20 protein-coding genes and 1 pseudogene are annotated in these 24,104 nt (G+C 57.2%); 17 read left to right on the forward strand and 4 right to left on the reverse strand.

Translation table 11 applies throughout. The features are described from left to right. The first annotated feature begins 37 nt into the window (after positions 1-37). Positions 38-2,329, forward strand: coding sequence for a phosphatidylglycerol--membrane-oligosaccharide glycerophosphotransferase (opgB, locus tag WFN75_RS13530; protein ID WP_336996319.1), 2,292 nt, complete (start codon positions 38-40; stop codon positions 2,327-2,329). Between the two features lie 80 nt (positions 2,330-2,409). Here the strand turns inward: opgB and WFN75_RS13535 are convergent, their stop codons facing one another. Continuing rightward, positions 2,410-3,432, reverse strand: a complete 1,023-nt coding sequence (locus tag WFN75_RS13535; RefSeq protein ID WP_336996320.1) for a zinc-binding alcohol dehydrogenase family protein — start codon at positions 3,430-3,432, stop codon at positions 2,410-2,412. A 145-nt stretch (positions 3,433-3,577) separates the two neighbouring features. Between WFN75_RS13535 and WFN75_RS13540 the strand changes: the two genes are divergently transcribed. Both WFN75_RS13540 and WFN75_RS13545 read left to right on the forward strand, forming a co-directional pair. Next, the gene (locus WFN75_RS13540; RefSeq protein ID WP_336996321.1) at positions 3,578-4,492 is read left to right on the forward strand and encodes a GntR family transcriptional regulator; all 915 of its coding nucleotides are present in this window, start codon (positions 3,578-3,580) and stop codon (positions 4,490-4,492) included. A gap of 212 nt (positions 4,493-4,704) precedes the next feature. After that, positions 4,705-6,066, forward strand: coding sequence for an MFS transporter (locus WFN75_RS13545; protein ID WP_325946857.1), 1,362 nt, complete (start codon positions 4,705-4,707; stop codon positions 6,064-6,066). A 38-nt stretch (positions 6,067-6,104) separates the two neighbouring features. Here WFN75_RS13545 and tsr read toward each other — a convergent pair whose 3' ends face one another. Together tsr and hpaR are read right to left on the reverse strand one after the other, a co-directional pair. After that, entirely contained in the window at positions 6,105-7,769 is a 1,665-nt protein-coding gene (gene tsr / locus WFN75_RS13550; RefSeq protein WP_046886503.1) for a methyl-accepting chemotaxis protein, read from the reverse strand. 86 nt (positions 7,770-7,855) lie between these two features. Continuing rightward, the gene (hpaR, locus tag WFN75_RS13555; protein ID WP_040077306.1) at positions 7,856-8,296 is read right to left on the reverse strand and encodes a homoprotocatechuate degradation operon regulator HpaR; all 441 of its coding nucleotides are present in this window, start codon (positions 8,294-8,296) and stop codon (positions 7,856-7,858) included. 270 nt (positions 8,297-8,566) lie between these two features. On the opposite strand from hpaR, the gene hpaG reads away from it, so the two are divergent. From hpaG to yjiA, 14 genes are all read left to right on the forward strand, one after another. Further along, entirely contained in the window at positions 8,567-9,844 is a 1,278-nt protein-coding gene (gene hpaG / locus WFN75_RS13560; protein WP_336996322.1) for a 4-hydroxyphenylacetate degradation bifunctional isomerase/decarboxylase, read from the forward strand. Further along, positions 9,841-11,307, forward strand: a complete 1,467-nt coding sequence (hpaE, locus tag WFN75_RS13565) for a 5-carboxymethyl-2-hydroxymuconate semialdehyde dehydrogenase (protein ID WP_046886500.1) — start codon at positions 9,841-9,843, stop codon at positions 11,305-11,307. Before hpaG ends, hpaE begins: the two co-directional genes overlap by 4 nt. A gap of 1 nt (position 11,308) precedes the next feature. Beyond that, positions 11,309-12,160, forward strand: a complete 852-nt coding sequence (hpaD, locus tag WFN75_RS13570; protein ID WP_288820951.1) for a 3,4-dihydroxyphenylacetate 2,3-dioxygenase — start codon at positions 11,309-11,311, stop codon at positions 12,158-12,160. Positions 12,161-12,169: 9 nt separating this feature from the next. After that, positions 12,170-12,550 (forward strand): 5-carboxymethyl-2-hydroxymuconate Delta-isomerase, encoded by a 381-nt coding sequence (locus WFN75_RS13575; protein WP_325946866.1) that lies wholly within the window; start codon positions 12,170-12,172, stop codon positions 12,548-12,550. A 127-nt stretch (positions 12,551-12,677) separates the two neighbouring features. Further along, entirely contained in the window at positions 12,678-13,481 is an 804-nt protein-coding gene (gene hpaH, locus WFN75_RS13580; RefSeq protein ID WP_015572593.1) for a 2-oxo-hept-4-ene-1,7-dioate hydratase, read from the forward strand. Positions 13,482-13,490: 9 nt separating this feature from the next. Further along, on the forward strand, positions 13,491-14,288 hold the full coding sequence (gene hpaI / locus WFN75_RS13585; RefSeq protein WP_336996323.1) for a 4-hydroxy-2-oxoheptanedioate aldolase: 798 nt from the start codon (positions 13,491-13,493) through the stop codon (positions 14,286-14,288). Between the two features lie 21 nt (positions 14,289-14,309). Beyond that, positions 14,310-15,656 carry a 4-hydroxyphenylacetate permease gene (gene hpaX, locus WFN75_RS13590; protein ID WP_336996324.1) on the forward strand — a complete coding sequence of 449 codons (1,347 nt, stop codon included), beginning with the start codon at positions 14,310-14,312 and terminating at the stop codon, positions 15,654-15,656. Next, a complete protein-coding gene (gene hpaA / locus WFN75_RS13595; protein WP_336996325.1) occupies positions 15,628-16,554 on the forward strand; it encodes a 4-hydroxyphenylacetate catabolism regulatory protein HpaA in 927 nt (308 codons plus the stop codon). Before hpaX ends, hpaA begins: the two co-directional genes overlap by 29 nt. A gap of 184 nt (positions 16,555-16,738) precedes the next feature. Next, positions 16,739-18,301: a 4-hydroxyphenylacetate 3-monooxygenase, oxygenase component gene (gene hpaB / locus WFN75_RS13600; RefSeq protein ID WP_336996326.1), complete on the forward strand. Its 1,563-nt coding sequence runs from the start codon at positions 16,739-16,741 to the stop codon at positions 18,299-18,301. Between the two features lie 17 nt (positions 18,302-18,318). Further along, on the forward strand, positions 18,319-18,831 hold the full coding sequence (locus tag WFN75_RS13605; protein ID WP_212478256.1) for a 4-hydroxyphenylacetate 3-monooxygenase reductase subunit: 513 nt from the start codon (positions 18,319-18,321) through the stop codon (positions 18,829-18,831). Positions 18,832-19,036: 205 nt separating this feature from the next. Then, a complete protein-coding gene (locus WFN75_RS13610; protein WP_040077317.1) occupies positions 19,037-19,924 on the forward strand; it encodes a helix-turn-helix transcriptional regulator in 888 nt (295 codons plus the stop codon). 215 nt (positions 19,925-20,139) lie between these two features. Beyond that, complete coding sequence (locus tag WFN75_RS13615; RefSeq protein ID WP_046886494.1) at positions 20,140-22,293, forward strand: carbon starvation CstA family protein; 2,154 nt, start codon at positions 20,140-20,142, stop codon at positions 22,291-22,293. Between the two features lie 96 nt (positions 22,294-22,389). After that, the gene (locus WFN75_RS13620) at positions 22,390-22,593 is read left to right on the forward strand and encodes a YbdD/YjiX family protein (protein ID WP_003856610.1); all 204 of its coding nucleotides are present in this window, start codon (positions 22,390-22,392) and stop codon (positions 22,591-22,593) included. A gap of 10 nt (positions 22,594-22,603) precedes the next feature. After that, complete coding sequence (gene yjiA, locus WFN75_RS13625) at positions 22,604-23,557, forward strand: GTPase (protein ID WP_336996327.1); 954 nt, start codon at positions 22,604-22,606, stop codon at positions 23,555-23,557. A 35-nt stretch (positions 23,558-23,592) separates the two neighbouring features. Here the strand turns inward: yjiA and WFN75_RS13630 are convergent. Beyond that, positions 23,593-24,063 (reverse strand): annotated as a pseudogene (locus tag WFN75_RS13630) (Hcp family type VI secretion system effector); the annotation flags it as partial. Positions 24,064-24,104 lie beyond the last annotated feature (41 nt).

Consider the following 24,104-nt stretch of genomic DNA (forward strand, 5'->3'; position numbering starts at 1 on the left):
TTGTTAACCCGCGGCTGCAATCGTTGAGGATAAGCTGTTGTCAGAGTTACTTTCTTTTACCCTGTTTCTCGCTTCGGTAATGGTTTATGCCTGGAAAGCGGGTCGCAACACCTGGTGGTTTATTGCCACGCTGCTGGTGCTGGGGCTTTTTGTTGTTTTAAATATTACCCTGTACGCCAGCGATTACTTTACTGGCGATGGCATTAACGATGCCGTTCTTTATACCCTGACCAATAGTCTTACAGGCGCGGGGGTTAGTAAGTACATACTTCCCGGTATAGGGATCGCTACCACGCTGGTGCTGGTGTTTGGTCTGTTGGGCTGGGTGTTGCGCCGTCGTCGCCACCATCCGCACCATCTTGGCTATAGTCTGCTGGCGCTGATACTGGCATTGGGCTCTGTGGATGCCAGCCCGGCATTTAATCAGATCACCGAGCTGGTAAAATCCCAGTCTCGCGACGGTGACCCCGATTTTGCCGCCTGGTACAAAGAGCCCGCGAAAACCATCCCCAAACCCAAACTGAACCTCGTTTATATCTATGGTGAAAGCCTGGAGCGCACCTACTTTGACAACGACGCCTTCCCGAATCTGGCGCCGGAGTTAGGGGCGATCAAAAATGAAGGGATTGATTTCAGCCATACTGCTCAGCTGCCGGGTACCGATTACACCATTGCGGGCATGGTGGCCTCCCAGTGCGGTATCCCGCTGTTCGCCCCGTTTGAGGGCAATGCCTCGGCCTCGGTATCGAGTTTCTTCCCGCAAAATATCTGCCTGGGCGACATCCTGAAAAACTCCGGCTATGAGAACTATTTTATGCAGGGCGCCAACCTGCGCTTTGCCGGGAAAGATGTCTTTTTGAAATCTCACGGTTTCGACCATCTCTACGGGGCCGAGGAGTTAAAAACCACCGTCGCCGACCCGAGCTATCGCAACGACTGGGGCTTTTACGATGATACGGTCCTGGACGAGACCTGGAAAAAATTCGAAGCGCTGTCCAGGTCCGGTAAGCGTTTCTCGCTATTCGCCCTGACGGTGGATACCCATCACCCGGATGGCTTTATCTCCCGCACCTGCCAGCGCAAGAGCTATGCCATTGATGGCAAACCGAACCAGTCGTTTAGTGCCGTTGGCTGTAGCCAGGAGCACATTGCAGCGCTGATCGAGAAAATCAAAGCCTCGCCGTACTTTAAAAACACGGTGATTGTGGTCTCTTCCGATCATCTGGCGATGAAAAATACCGCCTGGGACGAGCTGAATAAACAAGATCGCAGCAATCTGTTCTTCGTGCTGCGCGGCGATAAGCCGCAGCAGGAGACGCTCGCCGTGAAGCGCAACACCATGGATAACGGCGCTACGGTGCTGGATATTCTCGGCGGCGATAACTTCATCGGTCTGGGCCGCAGCAGCCTGTCAGGGCAATCCTTGTCAGAAATTTTCCTTAATATGAAAGAGAAAGTGCTGGCCTGGAAACCGGATGTCATCCGCCTGTGGAACTTCCCGAAAGAGCTAAAAGCGTTCACCGTCGATAGCGATAAAAATATGATGGCCTTCTCCGGCAGCCATTTCCGCCTGCCGCTGCTGCTGCGCGTCTCAGATAAGCGCGTCGAGCCGCTGCCAGAGAGCGAATACTCCGCACCGCTACGCTACCAGCTGGCAGATTTTGCTCCGCGCGATAACTTCGTCTGGGTCGATCGCTGCTACAAGATGGGCCAGCTCTGGTCACAGCCGCTGGCGCTCTCTACCGACTGGTGCGTCTCCCAGGGCCAGTTGGGTGGGGAGCAGAACATTCAGCGTGTGGACAAGCCTCAATGGCAGGGTAAAACGGCGTTTAAGGATACGGTCATCAGCACCGATCGCTATAACCGCAACGTCGAGATGCTGAAGGTGGCCGATAACGACATTCGCTACAAAGCCGACAGCTTTGTCTTTAACGTCGCCGGTGCGCCAGAAGAGGTGAAGCAGTTCAGCGGCATCTCGCGTCCGGAATCCTGGGGCCGCTGGTCTAATGCCCAACTGGGCGACGAAGTGAAGATTGAATATAACCAGCCCCTGCCGGCGAAGTTTGACCTGGTCATCACCGCCAAGGCCTTTGGCCCCAATGCTAATCGCCCTATCCCGGTGAGGATTGGCCAGAGCGAGCAGACCCTGAAGCTCGGCAACGAGGTGACCACCACCACGTTGCATTTCGACAACCCTTCACGCAGCAGCACCCTGGTCATTGTGCCGCCGGATCCGCAGTCCACTAACGAGGGCAATATCCTCGGTCACTCTCCGCGCCAGTTGGGGATTGGAATGGTGGAGATCAAAATCGTCAACGCCGAAGGCTAACCGCAGGAGAGGGCTGCCTCTCCTGCGCGGCAATAAAAAAACAGCGCCCAACACCACCCCGGGCGCTGTATGGCAAGACGTTAAAAGGCAATCACCCCTTTAATCAGCTGACGATTATTGATCACCCCCGGTTCGTAACTCTCTGCCAGCTCGTGAAAAGCGTAGCGGTGCGTCAACATCATGTCTGCGCTCAGCTTGCCCTCCGCCATCAGCCTGCCGACCTTTGCAAAATCCTCTGCGGTGGCATTCCGGCTGCCCATCAGGGTGGTCTCTTTCTTGTGAAATTCGGGATCCGAAAAACAGAGATCGCCCTTAAACAGGCCGACAAAAACAATGCTTCCCCCGTGACGAATCAAGTTCACGCTGTTGTTCATGGCGTGCGGGTTGCCGGTAGCGTCGATCACCGTCTGCGCCAGCGCCCCGTCAAAGTGCGCCCGTAGCTGCTCGGTAAAGTCCGCCGCCGCAGGGTCAACCGTCGAAAGTCCAAGAGACCCGGCAACATGTTCACGCCTGGAAGCGCTGGTATCCGCAACGACCACCCGGGCGCCATCCGCATGGGCAATCGCCGCCGCCCCCAGCCCAATGGGCCCGGCCCCCACCACCAGCACCGCATCGTCGGGCTTTACGGCCGCACGGCGGACCGCATGGGCGCTGATGGCGAAAGGCTCAATCAACGCCGCCGCTTCGGGGTCGATACCCTCTGCCAGCAGCAAATTAGTAACGGGTACGGCGAGATACTCGCAGAAGCCGCCATCCTGATGCACGCCAATGACCGAAATCGCCTCGCAGCAGTTGGTCCTGCCGCTCAGGCAGGCGGGACAGCGCTGACAAGCCACATAGGGGATCACCGCCACCTGTTGCCCCGGGCGCAGCGTACGAATATTTTCCCCCACGCTAATGACCTCGCCACATATTTCATGGCCTAACACCCGGGGGTAATTAAAAAAGGGCTGATTCCCCCCCCAGGCGTGAATATCGGTGCCACAAATCCCGACGGTTTTTATTTTTATTAGCGCTTCGTTTTCGCCCGCTACGGGAATGTCTCGCTGCGCCCAAATAAGTTTTTTTGGTTCCTGACACACCAGCGTATTCATTGTTGCCATTTTTTTGCCTCCCGTTTTTTTGTGGATTCAGATATTGATGAAAATAAGAAATAACGGGCAGGCAAAAAGCTGAAATGTGAAATCACGCGCACAAAGCCGTTTTAAATAGGGTTTTAATGCCCCTCCACCGGCAAAAGGAGCCCGTATGAGCCGCTCACAAAATTTGCGTCATAACGTGATTAACCAGGTCATCGATGATATGTCACGGGGGCACATTCCCTCGCCGCTGCCGTCGCAAAGCGCGCTGGCAGAGATGTATAACATCAGCCGCACCACCGTTCGCCACATCCAGTCTCACCTGTGCACCCGCGGCGTACTGGCCCAGGTGAACCATGACTATGTGATTATCCGTCAGCCCACCAGCGAGGATGGCTTCACCTGCGACGCGGCCCCGCTGGCCGAACAAAACCGATTATTTGAGCAGGCATTTTTTTCAATGATTAACCAGCGCCAGCTGCGCGCAGGTGAATCCTTTTCCGAGCTGCAACTTGCTCGTGCCGCCGGAGTCAGCCCTATGGTAGTGAGGGAGTACTTACTTAAGTTCAGCCGCTACAACCTGATTGAGAGCGACAAACGCGGCCAGTGGAGTATGAAGCAGTTCGACCGGTCCTATGCCGAGCAGCTGTTTGAACTGCGCGAGATGCTGGAAACCCACGCCCTGCAGCACTTTCTCAACCTGCCAGACAACGATCCGCGCTGGCTACAGGCGAAAACCCTGCTGGAGGAGCACCGCGCCCTGCGCGACAGTATTGGCGACAGTTTTCGCACGTTTTCCCTGCTGGATCGCGACTTTCACTCGCTGCTGCTCAGCGCCGCCAATAACATCTTTTTCAACCAGTCGCTGGAGATCATCTCCGTGATCTTCCATTTCCACTACCAGTGGGATGAAAGCGACCTCAAACAGCGCAACATCATCGCCATTGACGAGCACATGACCATTCTCAGCGCGCTTATCTGCCGCAACGATCTGGATGCCAACCTGGCGTTGCGTAACCACCTCTCTACCGCAAAACAGTCCATGATTCGCTCCCTGCAACAGAGCGCGACGGTCTTTTATTAAGTACCGATTAAAAACGACAAACTATTAAGGGCAGCACGCTTCCGATAAAAGGCCTGCGCGAGAATAAAAAGGCTGCCTATGCTCACGAGAAGTCGACCTGGTGTTATTTCCCGTGAGTGACAGTGAATTTAAATTTACATCACTTGTCGTTATCAATATTCCTCTTATTTATAAAAAAAGAGAAATAATCAAAAATATTTCAGGAGTCAGGTGTGGAAAAAAACAATATTACTCTCGACCCGCAAACCACCTTCGACAAAGAAAAAACGCGGGATATTCCCGTACCGCCGGTGGGTGCCGTAGCGCGTTCTCCGCGTATTAAACGCATTCAGACGACCGCCATGCTGTTATTATTTTTTGCGGCGGTGATTAACTACCTTGACCGCAGTTCGCTGTCGGTGGCAAACCTCACCATTCGCGAAGAGCTGGGGCTAAACGCGACCGAAATCGGCGCCCTGCTCTCCATTTTCTCGCTGGCCTACGGTATCGCACAGTTACCCTGCGGCCCGCTGCTGGACCGCAAGGGCCCACGGCTTATGCTGGGGATAGGGATGTTTTTCTGGTCGCTCTTCCAGGCGCTCTCCGGCATGGTGCAGAACTTTACCCAGTTCGTGCTGGTACGCATCGGGATGGGGATTGGCGAAGCGCCCATGAACCCCTGCGGCGTTAAAGTGATTAACGACTGGTTTAACATCAACGAGCGTGGCCGCCCTATGGGCATCTTCAATGCCGCATCCACTATCGGCGTGGCCATGAGCCCACCTATCCTGGCCGCGATGATGCTGGTCATGGGCTGGCGCGGTATGTTTATCACTATCGGCGTGCTGGGGATTTTCCTCGCCATCGGCTGGTACATGCTCTATCGCAACCGTGAAGAGTTATCGCTGAGCGGCCAGGAAGAGGCTTACCTGAACGCGGGCAGCGTCAACGCTCGCCGCGATCCGCTCACATTCGCTGAGTGGCGTAGCCTGTTCCGCAACCGCACCATGTGGGGGATGATGCTCGGCTTCAGCGGCATCAACTACACCGCCTGGCTCTACCTCGCCTGGCTGCCAGGTTACCTGCAAACCGCTTATAACCTCGATCTGAAAAGCACCGGTCTGATGGCGGCCATTCCGTTTATCTTTGGGGCGGCAGGGATGTTAACTAACGGCTTCGCCACCGACTGGCTGGTCAAGCGGGGAATGGCGCCGGTGCGGAGCCGTAAAATCAGTATTGTTGTTGGTATGCTCTGCTCAGCGGCCTTTACTTTCGTGGTACCGCAGGCAACCACGCCGATGAGTGCTGTTTTGTTGATTGGGATGGCGCTGTTCTGCATCCACTTTGCGGGTACATCGTGCTGGGGATTGATTCATGTCGCCGTCGCTTCGCGCATGACGGCCTCGGTAGGTAGCATTCAAAACTTTGCCAGCTTTATCTGTGCGTCCTTTGCGCCCATCGTGACCGGATTTATCGTGGATACGACCCACTCCTTCCGCCTGGCGCTTATCATCTGCGGCTGCGTCACCGCACTGGGGGCGCTGGCCTATATCTTCCTGGTTCGCAAACCGATCGACGATCCTCGTCAGGCGTAAGTCTGAAATACGCGCCCCGGAACGGGGCGCGTGGTTTATCAGAAGGTTTCCCAGTTGTCGCCAGCATCAGCGGTTGCGGTTTTACGCGCCATCGCCGGGGCAGCAACAGGTTTCAGCGACGCGTTAGCGCGCGCTTTCTGCTGCTCCTGCTGAATGCGGAAGACCGCTACGGCCTGCGTCAGACGGCTCGCCTGCTCTTCCAGCGCGGCGGCGGCGGCGGCGGACTCCTCCACCAGCGAGGCGTTCTGCTGAGTCACGCGATCCATCTCCGCAACGGCCAGACCTACCTGGTCGATACCGCGGCTCTGCTCATCAGAGGCCGAAGCAATTTCGCCCATGATGTCCGTAACGCGGGTTACGGCATTAACGATTTCACCCATGGTTTCACCGGCGCTCTCTACCAGGGTAGAGCCCAGATCCACGCGGCTCACGGAGTCTTCAATCAGACTCTTAATCTCACGCGCGGCCTGCGCACTGCGCTGAGCCAGGTTACGTACTTCGCCAGCAACAACCGCAAAACCACGACCCTGCTCGCCCGCACGCGCCGCTTCAACGGCGGCGTTGAGCGCCAGGATGTTAGTCTGGAAGGCAATGCCGTCGATCACGCTAATGATGTCGGCAATTTTTTGCGAACTGCCGGCAATATCACGCATGGTCTGCACCACGTTATCCACCACTTTGCCGCCTTTCTGCGCGGTTTCAGAGGCGCTCAATGCCAGATGGCTCGCCTGACGGGCGTTCTCGGCGTTCTGCTTCACGGTGGCGGTCAGCTCTTCCATGCTGGCGGCGGTCTCTTCCAGAGAAGCGGCCTGCTGTTCAGTACGGGAAGAGAGATCGTTGTTACCCATGGAGATTTCGCTCGCGCCGCTGTAAATCGCGTTCGCGCCATTACGCACGTCGCCGACGGTACGCACCAGCTCACCCTGCATATGACGCAGCGTTTCAGCCAGCTGACCCATCTCGTTAGTCCCTTCCACATCGATGCGCTTCACCAGATCGCCGCTGGCGATATGACGAATGCTGTCGATCAGACGGTTCATCGGGGAGATCAGGGCCTGACGGATACCCAGCCACACGCCAACAATCACCACCAACACCGCAACCAGAATGCTAATCAGCACCCAGATTGCCTGGCTGTAAGAGCTGTTGCTGTCATCAACCGCAGTCTGGTACAGCTTGTCATTCTGCTGCAGGTAGTTAACGTACTCTTTCTCGAAAGCGTCCTGATAACCCTGAGTCGGCTGGTCAAAGAATTCGTTAATTTTACCCGCGCCCAGCAGCTGGATCAGCTCGGCCAGTGCGCCATGATAGATGTCGTAGTTACGTTTAATTTCCAGCGCTGCGGCGTCGTTCTGACGCGGGTCGCGCGGCAGAGCTTCGTAGTCAGCCCAGTTTTTTTCCGCCTGCTTCAGGGAAGCCGCAGCAATCTGCATCAGATCGTTAACGGTCGCGCCGCTACCGATATTATTCTGATCCATCATGTAGCGGATACCCGCACGGTTCAGGGTATTACGGGTTTGCAGCAACGCGACCCAACTGCCGTTAAGCGTGGATTGTTGCTGACGAATGGTTTGCAGAACGGTGAAGTTTTCTTTGTCATGCTTCAGGGCATTAAAGAAAAGACCACCGGATGTGAGTTGTAAAAGGCCAAAAATAGCTAACACTATCAACAAGCTAGTAACAATCTTAATACGATTTAACATTTTTTCTCTTTCCACCAGACAGATAACAGAATTTTCGGCCTGGTAAGGGAAAACTTTACGAAAATCGTCCTGATCGTTAGCGGAATTTACTCTTCATCCTGCCTGGCGGAGCGCTGCTGACCCAGCGCAATAAACTCCCGCAGTAGTCCGGTCAACTGCTGCATCTTCTCTGCGGTAAATTCCGCCTCGATCTGCTGATACACCTCTTCCACTTCGGCCTGGGCGTGGGCGTACAGCGCCTGCCCCTCTTTGGTAAGCGAAACATAGAGTTTGCGCTGGTCATTTACCGGTTTTAATCGCAACACCAGCCCTACGCTCTCCATCCGGGTGAGGATGCCGGTCAGGCTGGGGCGCAGAATGCAGGTTCGAAAGGCAAGATCGTGGAAATCCATATTCGGGTTTTCAGCCAGCACGCGCACGATGCGCCACTGCTGCTCCGTCAGATTATGGCGTTTGACGATGGGGCGAAACCAGGCCATCGCCGCTTCCCTGGCCTGAAGCAAAGCAATGGTGAGTGAGTCGTGCATAGCACCTCCCTTAAAATCATTAACAAGCTAACAATCGTTTCAAACGGACTCTGACTGCCGCCTTCACGTGAAGAAAAAAGTCTACCAGAAAACAGATAGAAACATTAACTCACTGTATATAAACAAAATTATTATAAATATGTAAATTTATTGTTATTGATATCACAAATATTTCACTTCCGTTTGCCAATGTCCGAACGAAAGCCTAAAACCTATTCATTAATATATTAACGAACTCAAAGCCGGGCAACAGAGCCTGAGGAGAGAGTAATGAAAGGTACGGTTTTCGCAGTCGCCCTCAACCACCGCAGCCAGCTTGCCGCCTGGCAAGAGGCATTTGGACAGCCCCCCTACAACACGCCGCCTAAAACAGCGGTATGGTTTATCAAACCGCACAATACGGTGATTCAGGCCGGTGAGCCGATCCCCCACCCCGCCGGTGAAAAGGTGCTGAGCGGGGCGACGGTTGCGTTGATTGTTGGCAAAACCGCCAGCCGCGTGCGGGTAGACGAGGCGCAGCACTACATCGCCGGTTATGCGCTGGCGAACGACGTGAGCCTGCCGGAAGAGAGCTTTTACCGCCCGGCCATCAAGGCGAAATGCCGCGACGGCTTTTGCCCGCTCGGTGAACTGGCCGACGTTGATAATATCGATAACCTGAACATCATCACCGAAATCAATGGCCGCGAAGCTGACCACTGGAACACCGGCGATCTCGAGCGCAATGCCGCCGAACTGCTGAGCGCCCTGAGCGAATTCGCCACCCTCCAACCCGGTGACGCCATTCTGCTGGGTACCCCGCACACCCGCGCCGAGATCCGTCCCGGCGATCGCGTGCGCATTCAGGCTGAAGGTTTCCCGCCGCTGGAAAACCCGGTAGTGGATGAGCGCGACGTCGCCATTACACCGGCCACACCCCCGCATGCCACGCTGTTTGCCCTCGGGCTGAATTACGCCGATCACGCCAGCGAACTGGCCTTCACCCCGCCCACCGAGCCGCTGGTGTTTATTAAAGCGCCGAACACCCTTAACGGTGATAACCAGACGTCGGTGCGCCCGAACAACGTCGAGTACATGCACTATGAGGCGGAGCTGGTGGTGGTCATCGGCAAAACCGCGCGTAAGGTCAGTGAGGCCGACGCGATGGACGTTGTTGCGGGCTACACCCTCTGCAACGATTACGCCATCCGCGACTATCTCGAAAACTACTACCGCCCCAACCTGCGGGTGAAAAGCCGCGACGGGCTAACGCCGATCGGCCCGAACATCGTGCCGAAAGCCGCCATTCCCGATCCGCACAATCTCACCCTGCGCACCTTCGTCAACGGCGAACTGCGACAGCTTGGCACAACGGCAGATCTGATCTTCAGTATCCCGTTCCTGATCGCGTATCTGAGTGAATTTATGACCCTGCAGCCGGGCGACATGATTGCCACCGGCACGCCGAAGGGGCTCTCCGACGTGGTCCCGGGCGATGAAGTGGTGGTGGAAGTGGAAGGCGTAGGTCGCCTGGTCAACCGGATTGTCAGCGAGGAGACGACAAAATGAAAAAGATAAACCATTGGATCAACGGCAAAAACGTGGCGGGTAGCGACTACTTCCACACCACCAACCCGGCCTCCGGGGAGGTCTTAGCGGAAGTGGCCTCCGGCGGTGAAGCGGAGATCCATCAGGCGGTCGCCGCCGCGAAAGAAGCCTTCCCGAAATGGGCCAACCTGCCGATGAAAGAGCGCGCTCGCCTGATGCGCCGGCTGGGGGAGCTGATCGACGAGAACGTCCCGGCGATCGCTGCCATGGAGACCGCCGACACCGGCCTGCCGATCCACCAGACCAAAAACGTGCTGATCCCGCGCGCCTCGCACAACTTCGAGTTCTTCGCCGAGGTGTGCCAGCAGATGAACGGCAAAACCTACCCGGTCGACGACACCATGCTCAACTACACCCTGGTGCAGCCGGTGGGCGTTTGCGCGCTGGTCTCACCGTGGAACGTGCCCTTTATGACCGCCACCTGGAAGGTCGCGCCGTGCCTGGCGCTGGGTAACACTGCGGTACTGAAGATGTCTGAACTCTCCCCGCTGACCGCCGACCGCTTAGGCGAGCTGGCGCTGGAGGCGGGTATCCCGGCGGGGGTGCTGAACGTGGTGCAGGGCTATGGCGCGACGGCCGGTGATGCGCTGGTGCGCCATCACGACGTGCGTGCCGTCTCGTTCACTGGCGGCACCGCCACCGGGCGCAACATCATGAAAAACGCCGGGCTGAAAAAATACTCTATGGAGCTGGGCGGCAAATCGCCGGTGCTGATTTTTGACGATGCCGACATCGAACGCGCCCTGGACGCTGCCCTGTTCACCATCTTCTCCATCAACGGCGAGCGCTGCACCGCCGGCTCGCGCATTTTCATTCAGCAGAGCATCTACCCGGAATTCGTAAAACGCTTCGCCGAACGCGCCAGCCGCCTGCGGGTGGGGGACCCGACCGATCCCAACACCCAGGTTGGCGCGCTGATAAGCGCCCAGCACTGGGAAAAAGTCTCCGGCTATATCCGCCTCGGCATTGAGGAAGGGGCGACCCTGCTGGCGGGCGGCCCGGATAAACCCACCGATCTGCCTGCTCACCTGAAGGGCGGCAACTTCCTGCGCCCGACGGTGCTGGCGGATGTCGATAACCGGATGCGCGTGGCCCAGGAGGAGATCTTCGGGCCGGTAGCCTGCCTGCTGCCGTTTAAGGACGAAGCGGAAGGGCTGCGCCTGGCCAACGACGTGGAGTACGGTCTGGCGTCGTATATCTGGACCCAGGACGTCAGCAAAGTGCTGCGCCTGGCACGCAACATCGAAGCGGGCATGGTGTTTGTCAACACCCAGAACGTGCGCGACCTGCGCCAGCCGTTTGGCGGCGTGAAGGCCTCCGGCACCGGGCGCGAGGGCGGCGAGTACAGCTTTGAAGTGTTCGCCGAGATGAAAAACGTCTGCATCTCGATGGGCAACCATCCGATTCCAAAGTGGGGTATCTGATATGGGCACCTTAGCGTTAGCGGCAAAAATCACCCACGTGCCATCGATGTATCTCTCCGAGATACCCGGCAAAAACTTTGGCTGCCGCCAGTCGGCCATCGACGGGCATAAAGAGATCAGCAAGCGCTGCCGCGAACTGGGGGTCGATACCATTATCGTCTTCGACACCCACTGGCTGGTGAACAGCGCCTATCACATTAACTGTGCGGACCATTTTTCCGGCGTCTACACCAGCAACGAGCTGCCGCACTTTATCCGCGACATGACCTACGACTACGACGGCAACCCGGAACTCGGGCAACTGATCGCCGACGAGGCGGTGAAGCTCGGCGTGCGCGCCAAAGCGCACAACATCCCGAGCCTGAAGCTGGAGTACGGCACCCTGGTGCCAATGCGCTACATGAACGCGGATAAGCACTTCAAAGTGGTTTCCATTTCGGCGTTCTGCACCGTTCACGATTTCGCCGACAGCCGCAGGCTCGGCGAGGCCATCGTCAGCGCCATCGAAAAATATGACGGCACCGTGGCGGTACTTGCCAGCGGCTCACTCTCGCACCGCTTTATCGACGACCAGCGCGCGGAAGAAGGGATGAACAGCTACACCCGCGAGTTTGACCGTCAGATGGACGAGCGCGTGGTCAAGCTGTGGCGCGAGGGCCAGTTCAAAGAGTTTTGCAGCATGCTGCCGGAGTACGCCGACTACTGCTACGGCGAGGGCAACATGCACGACACGGTGATGCTGCTGGGGATGCTCGGCTGGGACAAATACGACGGCAAAGTGGAGTTCCTTACCGAGCTGTTCGCCAGCTCCGGTACCGGTCAGGTTAACGCCGTTTTCCCGCTGCCCGCGTAAGGATCCATCATGCCGCACTTTATTGCTGAATGTACCGACAACATCCGCGAGCAGGCCGACCTGCCGGGGCTGTTTGCCAGGGTGAACGCGGCGCTGGCCGCCACGGGGATCTTTCCGATCGGCGGTATCCGCAGCCGCGCCCACTGGCTGGACACCTGGCAGATGGCCGACGGGAAACACGATTATGCCTTCGTGCACATGACGCTGAAGATTGGCGCGGGGCGCAGCCTGGAGAGCCGTCAGCAGGTGGGCGAGATGCTGTTTGCGCTGATTAAAACGCACTTCGCGACGCTGATGGCGGACCGTTATCTGGCGCTGTCGTTTGAGATAGAGGAGCTGCATCCGACGCTCAATTACAAGCAAAACAACGTGCACGCGTTGTTTAAGTAGTACCTCTCGATCTGTCCCCTCTCCCTTTGGGAGAGGGTTAGGGTGAGGGAAATCTCTGCGGCCTGACGCCCTCACCCCGGCCCTTTCCCACAGGGAGAGGGAGAAAACAATACAACAGGATATCGCCATGCTCGACAAACATACCCACACCCTGATCGCCCACCGCCTGCATCAGGCGGAACAGTCCCGGGAGCAGATCCGCGCGATCTCGCTGGAGTATCCGGAGATCACCATAGAAGACGCCTACGCTGTTCAGCGCGAATGGGTGAGCCTGAAAATTGCCGAGGGCCGCGTGCTGAAGGGCCATAAGATCGGCCTGACCTCCAAAGCGATGCAGGCCAGTTCGCAGATTAGCGAGCCGGACTATGGCGCGCTGCTGGACGATATGTTCTTCCACGATGGCAGCGACATCCCCGTCGATCGCTTTATCGTCCCGCGCATCGAAGTGGAGCTGGCCTTCGTGCTGGCAAAACCCCTGCGCGGCCCAAACTGCACGATCTTCGACGTCTACAACGCCACGGACTATGTGATCCCCGCCCTGGAACTGATCGACGCTCGCTGTCACAACGTTGATCCTGAAACCCAGCGCCCGCGCAAGGTGTTCGACACCATCTCCGATAACGCCGCCAACGCGGGGGTGATCCTCGGCGGCCGCCCAATTAAGCCCGACGAACTGGATCTGCGCTGGATCTCCGCCCTGCTCTATCGCAACGGCGTCATCGAAGAAACCGGCGTCGCCGCGGGCGTGCTTAACCACCCGGCGAACGGCGTGGCGTGGCTGGCGAACAAGCTCGCGCCGTATGACGTTCAGCTTGAACCCGGCCAGATCATCCTCGGCGGCTCCTTTACCCGCCCGGTTGCCGCCAGCCGGGGCGACACCTTCCACGTGGACTACGGCAACATGGGGTCCATCAGCTGCCGCTTTGTCTAGGAGACGACCATGCAAAACGCATTCAAAACGGCACTGAAAGCCGGAACACCGCAAATCGGTTTGTGGCTGGGACTGACCAGCAGCTACAGCGCGGAACTGCTGGCGGGCGCAGGCTTCGACTGGCTGCTGATCGACGGAGAGCACGCCCCGAACAGCGTGCAGACAGTCTTAACCCAGCTGCAGGCCATCGCCCCCTATGCCAGCCAGCCGGTGGTGCGCCCGTCATGGAACGATCCGGTGCAGATCAAACAGCTGCTGGACGTGGGCGCGCAAACGCTGCTGGTGCCGATGGTGCAGAACGCCGACGAAGCCCGTCTGGCAGTGAGCGCTACCCGCTATCCGCCTGCGGGTATCCGTGGGGTCGGCAGCGCGCTGGCGCGGGCATCACGCTGGAACCGCATCCCGGATTACCTGCAACAGGCCAACGACGCCATGTGCGTACTGGTGCAAATTGAAACTCGCGAGGCGCTGAAAAACCTGCCGCAGATCCTCGACGTGGAAGGCGTCGACGGCGTGTTTATTGGCCCGGCGGATCTCAGTGCCGATATGGGATTTGCCGGTAACCCGCAACATCCCGAGGTGCAGGCCGCCATCGAACGGGCCATCGTGCAGATCCGCGAGGCGGGGAAAGCCCCCGGCATTCTGATGGCGAACGAGGCGCTGGCGAAACGCTATCTGGAACTCGGGGCGCTGTTCGTCGCGGTCGGGGTCGACACCACCCTACTCGCCCGCAGCGCCGAGGCGCTGGCCGCACGCTTTATCGATAAACCGGTTACGTCAGTAAATAACAATAAATCCGTCTACTAAAGGTAAGATCAGGAGCGCAGCATGACGACCTCTACCCTGCAAGATGAAAAAGCTGTTGAACATCGTGCCATTAACAAGCTGTTCCGTCGTTTGATCGTGTTTCTCTTTATTCTGTTTGTCTTTTCCTTCCTTGACCGCATCAACATCGGCTTTGCCGGGCTGACAATGGGCAAGGATCTGGGCCTGACCTCTACCATGTTTGGCCTGGCTGCTACGCTGTTTTACGTCACCTATGTCCTGTGCGGGATCCCGAGCAACATCATGCTGGCGAAGGTGGGTGCGCGCCGCTGGATCGCCAGCATCATGGTGGTGTGGGGTATCGCCTCCACCTGTACGATGTTCGCCACCAGCCCGGAAACGCTCTACGTTCTGCGCATGCTGGTGGGGATTGCCGAAGCCGGCTTCCTGCCGGGGATCCTGGTCTATCTCACCTGGTGGTTCCCGGCATACCATCGCGCCCGCGCCAACGCGCTGTTTATGATCGCTATGCCGGTCACCATGATGCTCGGCTCGATCCTCTCCGGCTATATTCTGGCGATGGACGGCTTGTGGAACCTGAAGGGCTGGCAGTGGCTGTTCCTGCTGGAGGGGCTGCCCTCCGTGGTGCTCGGGGTGGTGACCTGGTTTTATCTTAACGACACGCCGGACCAGGCGAGCTGGCTGGACGAGGACGAAAAGCGGGCGCTGAAAACAATGATCGCCCGCGAACAGGAGCTGGCTATCGTGCGCCCCTCCACGCCGCGCTCGACGCTGCGCGAGGTGTTAACCCCGGCGGTGCTGCTCTACACGCTGGCCTACTTCTGTCTGACCAACACCCTGAGCGCCATCAACATCTGGACACCGCAGATCCTCCAGAGCTTCAACACCGGCAGCAGCAATATCGTGATCGGTCTGCTGGCGGCGATCCCGCAGTTCTGTACCATCCTCGGGATGATCTGGTGGAGCCGCCGCTCCGACAGGCTGAAAGAGCGAAAAAAGCACACCATCCTGCCGTACCTGTTCGCCGCGGCGGGCTGGATGCTGGCCTCCGCAACGGATCACGGCGTGATCCAGCTGCTTGGCATCATTATGGCCTCAACCGGATCCTTTACCGCTATGGCGATCTTCTGGACCACCCCGGATCGGGTCATTAGCCTGCAGTCCCGCGCGGTGGCGCTGGCGGTGATCAACGCCATCGGCAACGTCGGATCGGCAGTCAGTCCGCTGCTGATCGGCATTCTGCGCGACGCGACCGGCAGCTTTAGCTCAGGTTTGTGGTTTGTCGCCGGGCTGCTGGTGGTTGGCGCGCTCGTGCTGACCCGTATTCCGATGACGCAGCAGGATCAACAGAGGAACGACCATGTGCCAGAGCCCTATCGCCAACATTGATATCAGCAAAGAGTATGACGAAAGCCTGGGCACCGACGATGTGCACTATCAGTCGTTTTCTCGCATGGCGGCCTTCTTTGGCCGCGACATGCAGGCGCACCGGCACGACCAGTATTTTCAGATGCACTTTCTCGATACCGGACAGATTGAGCTGCAACTTGACGATCACCGCTACTCGGTGCAGGCCCCGCTGTTTGTCCTCACGCCGCCGTCGGTGCCACACGCGTTCATCACCGAATCGGACAGCGACGGCCACGTGCTGACGGTACGCGAGGATCTGATCTGGCCGCTGCTGGAGGTGCTCTATCCCGGCACCCGGGAGGCGTTCGGCCTGCCGGGGATCTGCCTCTCGCTGGCCGATAAACCGGACGAGCTTTTGGCGCTAAAACACTACTGGCAGCTGATAAAGCGCGAATCCACCGCGCAGCTGCCCGGCCGCGAGCATACGCTGGTACTTTTAGCCCAGGCGGTCTTTACGTTGCTGCTGCGCAACGCGAAGCTCGACGACCATGCTTCAAGCGGCATGCGGGGCGAGCTAAAGCTGTTCCAGCGCTTTACCCAGCTGATTGACGCGCATTACCACCAGCACTGGACGGTGCCGGAATACGCCAGCGAGCTGCATCTCACCGAATCGCGCCTGACGGATATCTGCCGCCGCTTCGCCAACCGCCCGCCAAAACGGCTGATCTTTGACCGTCAGCTACGCGAGGCCAGACGGCTGCTGCTTTTTTCCGACAGCGCGGTGAACGAGGTGGCCTGGCAGCTCGGCTTTAAAGACCCGGCCTATTTTGCCCGCTTTTTTAACCGGTTAGTGGGGTGTTCGCCGAGCGCGTATCGGGCGCAGAAAGTACCGGTTACCCCTCACCCCGGCCCTCTCCCCAAAGGGGAGAGGGTGTAATTGTTCCCTCTCCCCTTTGGGGAGAGGGTTAGGGTGAGGGGACAGCGATCACAAAACCCGATCTCACCCGAAAAGTACCCGCCGTTGTCCCAATCGTCCCTTCACGTTCCCTTCCTCTCAAGCTTCAATTAAACAACAAAAACAAAACATAAATTTAACAATCATCTTCCGATACGAGGTCCCTATGAAGCCTGAAGATTTCCGCGCCGATGCCAAACGCCCGCTCACCGGCGAAGAGTATTTAAAAAGCCTGCAGGATGGCCGCGAGATTTATATCTACGGCGAACGCGTTAAAGACGTCACCACCCATCCGGCATTTCGTAACGCGGCGGCGTCTATCGCGCAGATGTACGACGCGCTGCACAAGCCTGAGATGCAGGATACCCTCTGCTGGGGCACCGACACCGGCAGCGGCGGTTACACCCACAAATTTTTCCGGGTGGCGAAAAGCGCCGATGACCTGCGCCAGCAGCGTGATGCCATCGCCGAGTGGTCTCGCCTGAGCTACGGCTGGATGGGCCGCACGCCTGACTACAAAGCGGCTTTCGGCTGCGCCCTGGGAGCCAACCCGGCGTTCTACGGCCAGTTCGAGCAGAACGCCCGTAACTGGTACACCCGCATTCAGGAGACCGGCCTGTACTTTAACCACGCCATCGTCAACCCGCCGATCGACCGCCACAAACCGGCGGACGAGGTCAAAGATGTCTACATCAAGCTGGAGAAAGAGACCGACGCGGGGATCATCGTTAGCGGCGCGAAAGTGGTGGCAACCAACTCGGCGCTGACCCACTACAACATGATCGGCTTTGGCTCCGCGCAGGTGATGGGCGAAAACCCGGACTTCGCGCTGATGTTCGTCGCGCCGATGGATGCCGAGGGTGTGAAGCTGATCTCCCGCGCCTCCTACGAGATGGTGGCCGGTGCCACCGGCTCACCCTATGACTATCCACTCTCCAGCCGCTTCGACGAGAACGATGCGATCCTGGTGATGGATCATGTGCTGATCCCGTGGGAGAACGTGCTGATCTACCGCGATTTCGATCGCTGCCGCCGCTGGACCATGGAGGGAGGATTTGCCCGCATGTACCCGCTGCAGGCCTGCGTACGTCTGGCGGTGAAGCTCGATTTCATCACCGCCCTGCTGAAAAAATCGCTGGAGTGTACCGGTACCCTGGAGTTTCGCGGCGTGCAGGCCGATCTTGGCGAAGTGGTGGCCTGGCGCAACATGTTCTGGGCATTGAGCGACTCCATGTGCTCGGAGGCGACCCCGTGGGTCAACGGTGCGTACCTGCCGGACCACGCGGCGCTGCAGACCTACCGCGTGATGGCCCCAATGGCCTACGCCAAAATCAAAAATATTATTGAGCGCAACGTCACCAGCGGCCTGATCTACCTGCCGTCCAGCGCCCGGGATCTGAACAACCCGCAGATCGACCAGTATCTGGCGAAGTACGTGCGCGGCTCCAACGGCATGGATCACGTCGAGCGCATCAAGATCCTGAAACTGATGTGGGATGCCATCGGCAGCGAGTTCGGTGGCCGCCACGAGCTGTATGAGATCAACTACTCCGGCAGCCAGGATGAGATCCGCCTGCAGTGCCTGCGCCAGGCGCAAAGCTCCGGCAACATGGACAAAATGATGGCGATGGTCGACCGCTGCATGTCCGAGTACGACCAGCACGGCTGGACCGTGCCGCACCTGTACAACAACACCGATATCAACATGCTGGACAAGCTGCTGAAATAACGCAGCGGGAGGTTTCAATGCAATTAGATGAACAACGCCTGCGTTTTCGCGATGCCATGGCCAGCCTGTCGGCGGCGGTCAACATTGTCACCACTGAGGGTGAGGCGGGACGCTGTGGCATCACCGCGACGGCGGTCTGCTCGGTTACCGATACGCCACCGTCCGTGATGGTGTGCCTCAATGTCAACAGCGCCATGAACCCGGTCTTTCAGGGTAACGGCAAACTGTGCATTAACGTGCTAAACCATGAACAGGAGCTGATGGCCCGCCACTTCGCCGGGATGACTGGCATGGCGATGGAAGAGCGGTTCAGCCTCTCCTGCTGGCAGAAAGGGCTGCTGGGTCAGCCGCTACTAAAAGGGGCGCTGGCAAGCCTTGAAGGCGAAATCAGCCAGGTACAGACCATCGGTACCCATCTGGTCTATCTGGTGGCGATCAAAAATATTGTCCTGGCTGAAGAGGGCCACGGGCTCATCTACTTTAAACGCCGTTTCCACCCGGTCATGATGGCACTGGAAGCCGCGCTTTAACCCTCTCTGCGCTGGCATTCTTTGATGACCAGCGCAAAATTTCCTCTCTTTTCCTCTCCTGCACAAAAAGCATTAATGTTTATCGCAAATCACGCCGTTATATATATCCATAAGAGAAATTTTCATGTCATTGACACGGCTGACATATTTTGTCAGCAGCGTGGGCATAATTCACAGCAATGCTTTAGTTTACGGGAACTTTATTATGACAATTCCGAGCAGGAGTCGATCAGCGGAGAGGCTGGTCGATATTCTGATGGAGCTGCATTTACACGGTGTGGTTAGCCGACATGCCCTGATGCACAAATTTAATATTACCGAGCGGACAGTCTATCGGGACCTCAATGCGCTCTCCCCTATTGTTGAACATACCGGAGGCGGACAATACCGCTTAATCCACGCAGTACAAAACTCAGCCGGACAGGGGTTGCACCACACCATTGCTAACTTCCTGAATGCCGATAGCTTTTTCCCGGACAGAGGCACGGAGTTCTGGCAAAAACTGGAGTCACGCGTCGACGAGAGTTATATTCAAATCCTTAACAATGATGCCGAACATTCGGTCGAAAACGATATCCGTCGATATTTACCGTCGATTGAGAAATCGATTAAAAATCGTAATGTTTGCAAGATCGTTTATAAAGACAAAAATCGTACTGTTCACCCCTATAAACTGATTAACAAAAAGAACATCTGGTATTTGCAGGCGACTGAAAATGGCCGTTTGAAATCGTTTTCTTTAAGCCAGATTAAATGGCTCGATATTCAGAATGCCACTTTTAGCCCTGAAGAACACGCGATAGCGCTGCTGGAAAAGAACCTTAGCCCGTGGGTTTCGGAAGATACTTTCGAAGTGAAAATATTTATTAACAATACTATCTCGCACTACTTTCGCCGCCGCAATTTGCTGCCGCAGCAAGAGATTCTGGAAGATCACGCCCAGGGCACCACTATTCGCTGCATGGCGGCACACGAGAATCAGATCCTGCCGCTGATTTTCTACTGGCTGCCCAATATTCAGGTACTGGAGCCCGCGTGGCTTAAGCAAAAGATGGTCAAAACGCTGGAGAGCTATCTGACGCCCGAAACCTGACCCGCAGGCTGCGTGATCCTTATCACACTCTCTCCTTCCCACACGGCGAGCCTCAACCGCTCGCCCTCTTTTTTGACCGTTCATCGCCCCATTTAACCACTCACGCATTTACCGTCCTTTACGCGCGCGGGGATCTGGCACGATCGCCGTAGCATTACTCACTACATCTACAACATACCCTGACCCTTTTTTCAGCTAAAAAACCAGGTCTTATTATGGATACCAAAAAACTACTTAAGCACGTGCCCTGGGCGCTCCTCGGGATCCTCGGCGCTTTCTGTCTGGCAGTGGTTGCACTACGCCGGGGCGAGCACGTTAGCGCCCTGTGGATCGTGGTCGCGTCCGTCTCTGTCTATTTAGTGGCCTACCGCTACTACAGCTTATACATCGCGCAGAAGGTCATGAAGCTCGACCCTACGCGCGCTACCCCGGCGGTCATTAATAATGACGGCCTGAACTACGTGCCAACTAACCGCTACGTGCTGTTTGGCCACCACTTTGCCGCGATCGCCGGCGCGGGTCCGCTGGTCGGCCCGGTACTGGCCGCGCAGATGGGCTACTTGCCGGGTACCCTGTGGCTGCTCGCAGGCGTAGTGCTGGCAGGCGCGGTGCAGGACTTTATGGTGCTGTTTATCTCCTCGCGCCGTAACGGCTCCTCGCTGGGTGAGATGATCAAAGAAGAGATGGGCCGCGTGCCGGGGACTATCGCCCTGTTCGGCTGCTTCCTGATTATGATCATCATCCTCGCGGTGCTGGCTCTGATCGTGGTGAAAGCGCTGGCTGAAAGTCCGTGGGGCGTCTTTACCGTCTGCTCTACCGTACCGATTGCGCTCTTTATGGGCATTTACATGCGCTTCCTGCGCCCTGGCCGCGTAGGCGAGGTGTCGGTGATTGGTATCGTGCTGCTGGTGGCCTCAATCTATTTTGGCGGCATCATCGCCCACGACCCTTACTGGGGCCCGGCGCTGACCTTCAAAGACACCACCATCACCTTTGCGCTGATTGGCTATGCGTTCATCTCCGCCCTGCTGCCGGTCTGGCTGATCCTCGCCCCACGTGACTATCTGGCCACCTTCCTGAAAATCGGCGTTATTGTGGGCCTGGCGATCGGGATTGTGATCATCAACCCTGAGCTGAAAATGCCGGCGGTCACCCAGTACATCGATGGTACCGGTCCGCTTTGGAAGGGGGCGCTGTTCCCGTTCCTGTTTATCACCATCGCCTGTGGCGCCGTGTCTGGCTTCCACGCACTTATCGCTTCCGGCACCACGCCGAAGCTGATGGCTAACGAAACTGACGCGCGCTTTATCGGTTATGGCGCGATGCTGATGGAGTCCTTTGTGGCGATCATGGCGCTGGTTGCAGCCTCCATTATCGAACCGGGTCTCTACTTTGCGATGAACACCCCGCCAGCCGGTCTGGGCATCACCATGCCAAACCTGCATGAGATGGGCGGCGAAAATACCGCAATGATCATGGCGCAGCTGAGAGAGGCCAGCGCACATGCGGCGGCAACCGTCAGCTCCTGGGGCTTTGTGATCTCGCCTGAGCAGATCATGCAGACCGCGAAAGACATCGGCGAACCATCGGTACTGAACCGTGCTGGCGGCGCACCGACGCTGGCTGTGGGTATCGCCCACGTGTTCCACAAAGTGCTGCCGTGGGCGGACATGGGCTTCTGGTACCACTTCGGTATTCTGTTTGAAGCGCTGTTTATCCTCACCGCGCTGGACGCGGGTACCCGTGCGGGCCGCTTTATGCTGCAGGATTTACTCGGCAACTTCGTGCCGTTCCTGAAGAAAACCGATTCCCTGGTGGCGGGCGTTCTGGGTACCGCGGGCTGCGTCGGTCTGTGGGGTTACCTGCTGTATCAGGGCGTGGTCGATCCGCTGGGCGGCGTGAAGAGCCTGTGGCCGCTGTTCGGTATCTCTAACCAGATGCTGGCAGCCGTGGCGCTGGTGCTTGGCACCGTGGTACTGGTGAAGATGAAGCGCACCAAATACATCTGGGTGACGGTAGTACCGGCCTGCTGGCTGCTGCTCTGCACGACCTGGGCGCTGGGCCTGAAGCTCTTCAGCGCCAACCCACAGCTGGAAGGCTTCTTCTTTATGGCTAACCAGTACAAAGAGAAGATTGCCGCTGGCGGCGCGGATCTGACCGCGCAGCAGATTGCCAACATGAACCATATCGTGGTGAACAACTACACCAACGCAGGTCTGAGTATTCTGTTCCTGGTGGTGGTGTATAGCATTATCTTCTACGGCATCAAAACCTGGATGAAAGTGCGTAATACCGACGGTCGTACGGATAAAGAAACCCCATACGTGCCGGTACCGGAAGGCGGCGTGAAGACCTCTTCACACCATTAAACCTTCCCCCTCACCCTAACCCTCTCCCTCAAGGGAGAGGGGACTGCCCGGCGCGCTCTTTTCTCCCTCGCCGGGCTTTTTTGTCTGGAAGGCATAATGTTTGGTAATTTAGGCGAAGCAAAAAAATACCTTGGTCAGGCGGCGAAAATGCTGATTGGCATTCCGGACTATGACAACTACGTTGAACATATGAAGACCAACCACCCGGATAAGCCGTACATGACCTACACCGAATTCTTCCGCGAGCGACAAGAAGCGCGCTACGGCGGAAGTGGAGAAGGCGGCGTTCGCTGCTGCTAAAGGAGAGACCATGACCCCGATTGCCGTTACCCTGCTCACCGGCTTTCTTGGCGCCGGTAAAACGACCCTGCTGCGCCACATCCTCAACGAACAGCACGGTTTCAAAATCGCCGTCATCGAAAACGAATTTGGTGAAGTGTCCGTTGACGATCAGCTGATTGGCGATCGCGCCACCCAGATCAAAACCCTCACCAACGGCTGCATCTGCTGCACCCGCTCTAACGAACTCGAAGATGCTCTGCTGGATCTACTCGATAGCCGCGATCGCGGGGAGATCGACTTCGACCGCCTGGTGATTGAGTGCACTGGCATGGCCGATCCCGGCCCGATTATCCAGACCTTCTTCTCGCATGAGATCCTCTGCCAGCGCTATCTGCTCGACGGGGTGATCGCTCTGGTGGATGCAGTGCATGCCGACGAGCAGATGAACCAGTTCACCATCGCCCAGTCGCAGGTAGGCTACGCGGACCGTATCCTGCTCACCAAAACCGACATGGCAGGCGACAGCGAGAAACTGCGCGAGCGGTTGACGCGCATTAACTCACGCGCCCCGATTTATACCGTGACGCACGGCGATATTGACCTGGCACAACTGTTCAACACCAACGGCTTTATGCTGGAAGAGAACGTCACCTCGAAGCCGCGCTTCCACTTTATGGGCGACAAGCAAAATGACGTCTCGTCGATTGTGGTGGAGCTGGATTACCCGGTAGATATCAACGAAGTCTCCCGGGTGATGGAGAACCTGCTGTTGTCGTTCGCGGACAAGCTGCTGCGCTATAAAGGCATGCTATGGATCGACGGGGAGCCGAACCGTCTGCTGTTCCAGGGCGTGCAGCGGCTCTATAGCGCCGACTGGGACAGACCCTGGGGCGAAGAAGCGCCGCACAGCGTGATGGTGTTTATTGGCATTGCGCTGCCGGAAGAGGAGATTCGGGCGGCATTTGCGGGGCTGCGTAAGTAAACACACTAGTGCCCTTCTCCCTTTGCAGAGGGGCATTAGCTTATACATTGAGCGTTCCACCTATCGCGATAGATAATATTGCCTTCCGTATACTTCCAGGTTATCGACTCATAACGTAATTCCAGCGTCTCCAGGTGCGTGCTGCTCAGACCATTAGGCGACAGGTACGGCGAAACCGTTATCAGCTTTACGTTATCCAGCGTGATAGTGAAATATTCGGCCTCAATGCCGGACTCCAGAATACGGTACATCCTGAAGGTGGCTCTCTTCAACGTGCGCCCCTCACATACCGCGCGATAAAGGATCGGGGTTGTCTGGTCGAACTCTTTGACGACGATAATAGGGCTGTGAACCCGTGTACTGGTGAGCTTGCCCCAGTGGGGATCTACGGGAATGGTTACGCTGTGAGAGAATGACTTTAATTCAATGGAGCCTAAGCGCAGAGGCATTAAACAGCTACCGACAATGGGAGAGCCGTTTTCATCTTCTAGCCATAAGTGTGCGGGGCAGACATATTATTTCCTTAGTAAAATGTTGAAGGTTAACG

It is taken from the genome of Leclercia sp. UBA7405 (assembly GCF_037152215.1).
In the GTDB taxonomy this organism is placed as follows: domain Bacteria; phylum Pseudomonadota; class Gammaproteobacteria; order Enterobacterales; family Enterobacteriaceae; genus Enterobacter; species Enterobacter pneumoniae.

Excerpts from the sequence above, each read along its gene's own strand:
- hpaB (WP_336996326.1), top strand. The coding sequence starts at position 16,739 with ATGAAGCCTGAAGATTTCCGCGCCGATGCCAAACGCCCGCTCACCGGC.
- WFN75_RS13535 (WP_336996320.1), bottom strand. The coding sequence starts at position 3,432 with ATGGCAACAATGAATACGCTGGTGTGTCAGGAACCAAAAAAACTTATT.
- WFN75_RS13620 (WP_003856610.1), top strand. The coding sequence starts at position 22,390 with ATGTTTGGTAATTTAGGCGAAGCAAAAAAATACCTTGGTCAGGCGGCG.
- hpaX (WP_336996324.1), top strand. The coding sequence starts at position 14,310 with ATGACGACCTCTACCCTGCAAGATGAAAAAGCTGTTGAACATCGTGCC.
- yjiA (WP_336996327.1), top strand. The coding sequence starts at position 22,604 with ATGACCCCGATTGCCGTTACCCTGCTCACCGGCTTTCTTGGCGCCGGT.
- hpaI (WP_336996323.1), top strand. The coding sequence starts at position 13,491 with ATGCAAAACGCATTCAAAACGGCACTGAAAGCCGGAACACCGCAAATC.
- WFN75_RS13540 (WP_336996321.1), top strand. The coding sequence starts at position 3,578 with ATGAGCCGCTCACAAAATTTGCGTCATAACGTGATTAACCAGGTCATC.
- WFN75_RS13615 (WP_046886494.1), top strand. The coding sequence starts at position 20,140 with ATGGATACCAAAAAACTACTTAAGCACGTGCCCTGGGCGCTCCTCGGG.
- WFN75_RS13575 (WP_325946866.1), top strand. The coding sequence starts at position 12,170 with ATGCCGCACTTTATTGCTGAATGTACCGACAACATCCGCGAGCAGGCC.
- WFN75_RS13605 (WP_212478256.1), top strand. The coding sequence starts at position 18,319 with ATGCAATTAGATGAACAACGCCTGCGTTTTCGCGATGCCATGGCCAGC.
- hpaG (WP_336996322.1), top strand. The coding sequence starts at position 8,567 with ATGAAAGGTACGGTTTTCGCAGTCGCCCTCAACCACCGCAGCCAGCTT.
- hpaH (WP_015572593.1), top strand. The coding sequence starts at position 12,678 with ATGCTCGACAAACATACCCACACCCTGATCGCCCACCGCCTGCATCAG.
- tsr (WP_046886503.1), bottom strand. The coding sequence starts at position 7,769 with ATGTTAAATCGTATTAAGATTGTTACTAGCTTGTTGATAGTGTTAGCT.
- WFN75_RS13610 (WP_040077317.1), top strand. The coding sequence starts at position 19,037 with ATGACAATTCCGAGCAGGAGTCGATCAGCGGAGAGGCTGGTCGATATT.
- hpaE (WP_046886500.1), top strand. The coding sequence starts at position 9,841 with ATGAAAAAGATAAACCATTGGATCAACGGCAAAAACGTGGCGGGTAGC.
- hpaD (WP_288820951.1), top strand. The coding sequence starts at position 11,309 with ATGGGCACCTTAGCGTTAGCGGCAAAAATCACCCACGTGCCATCGATG.
- hpaR (WP_040077306.1), bottom strand. The coding sequence starts at position 8,296 with ATGCACGACTCACTCACCATTGCTTTGCTTCAGGCCAGGGAAGCGGCG.
- hpaA (WP_336996325.1), top strand. The coding sequence starts at position 15,628 with ATGTGCCAGAGCCCTATCGCCAACATTGATATCAGCAAAGAGTATGAC.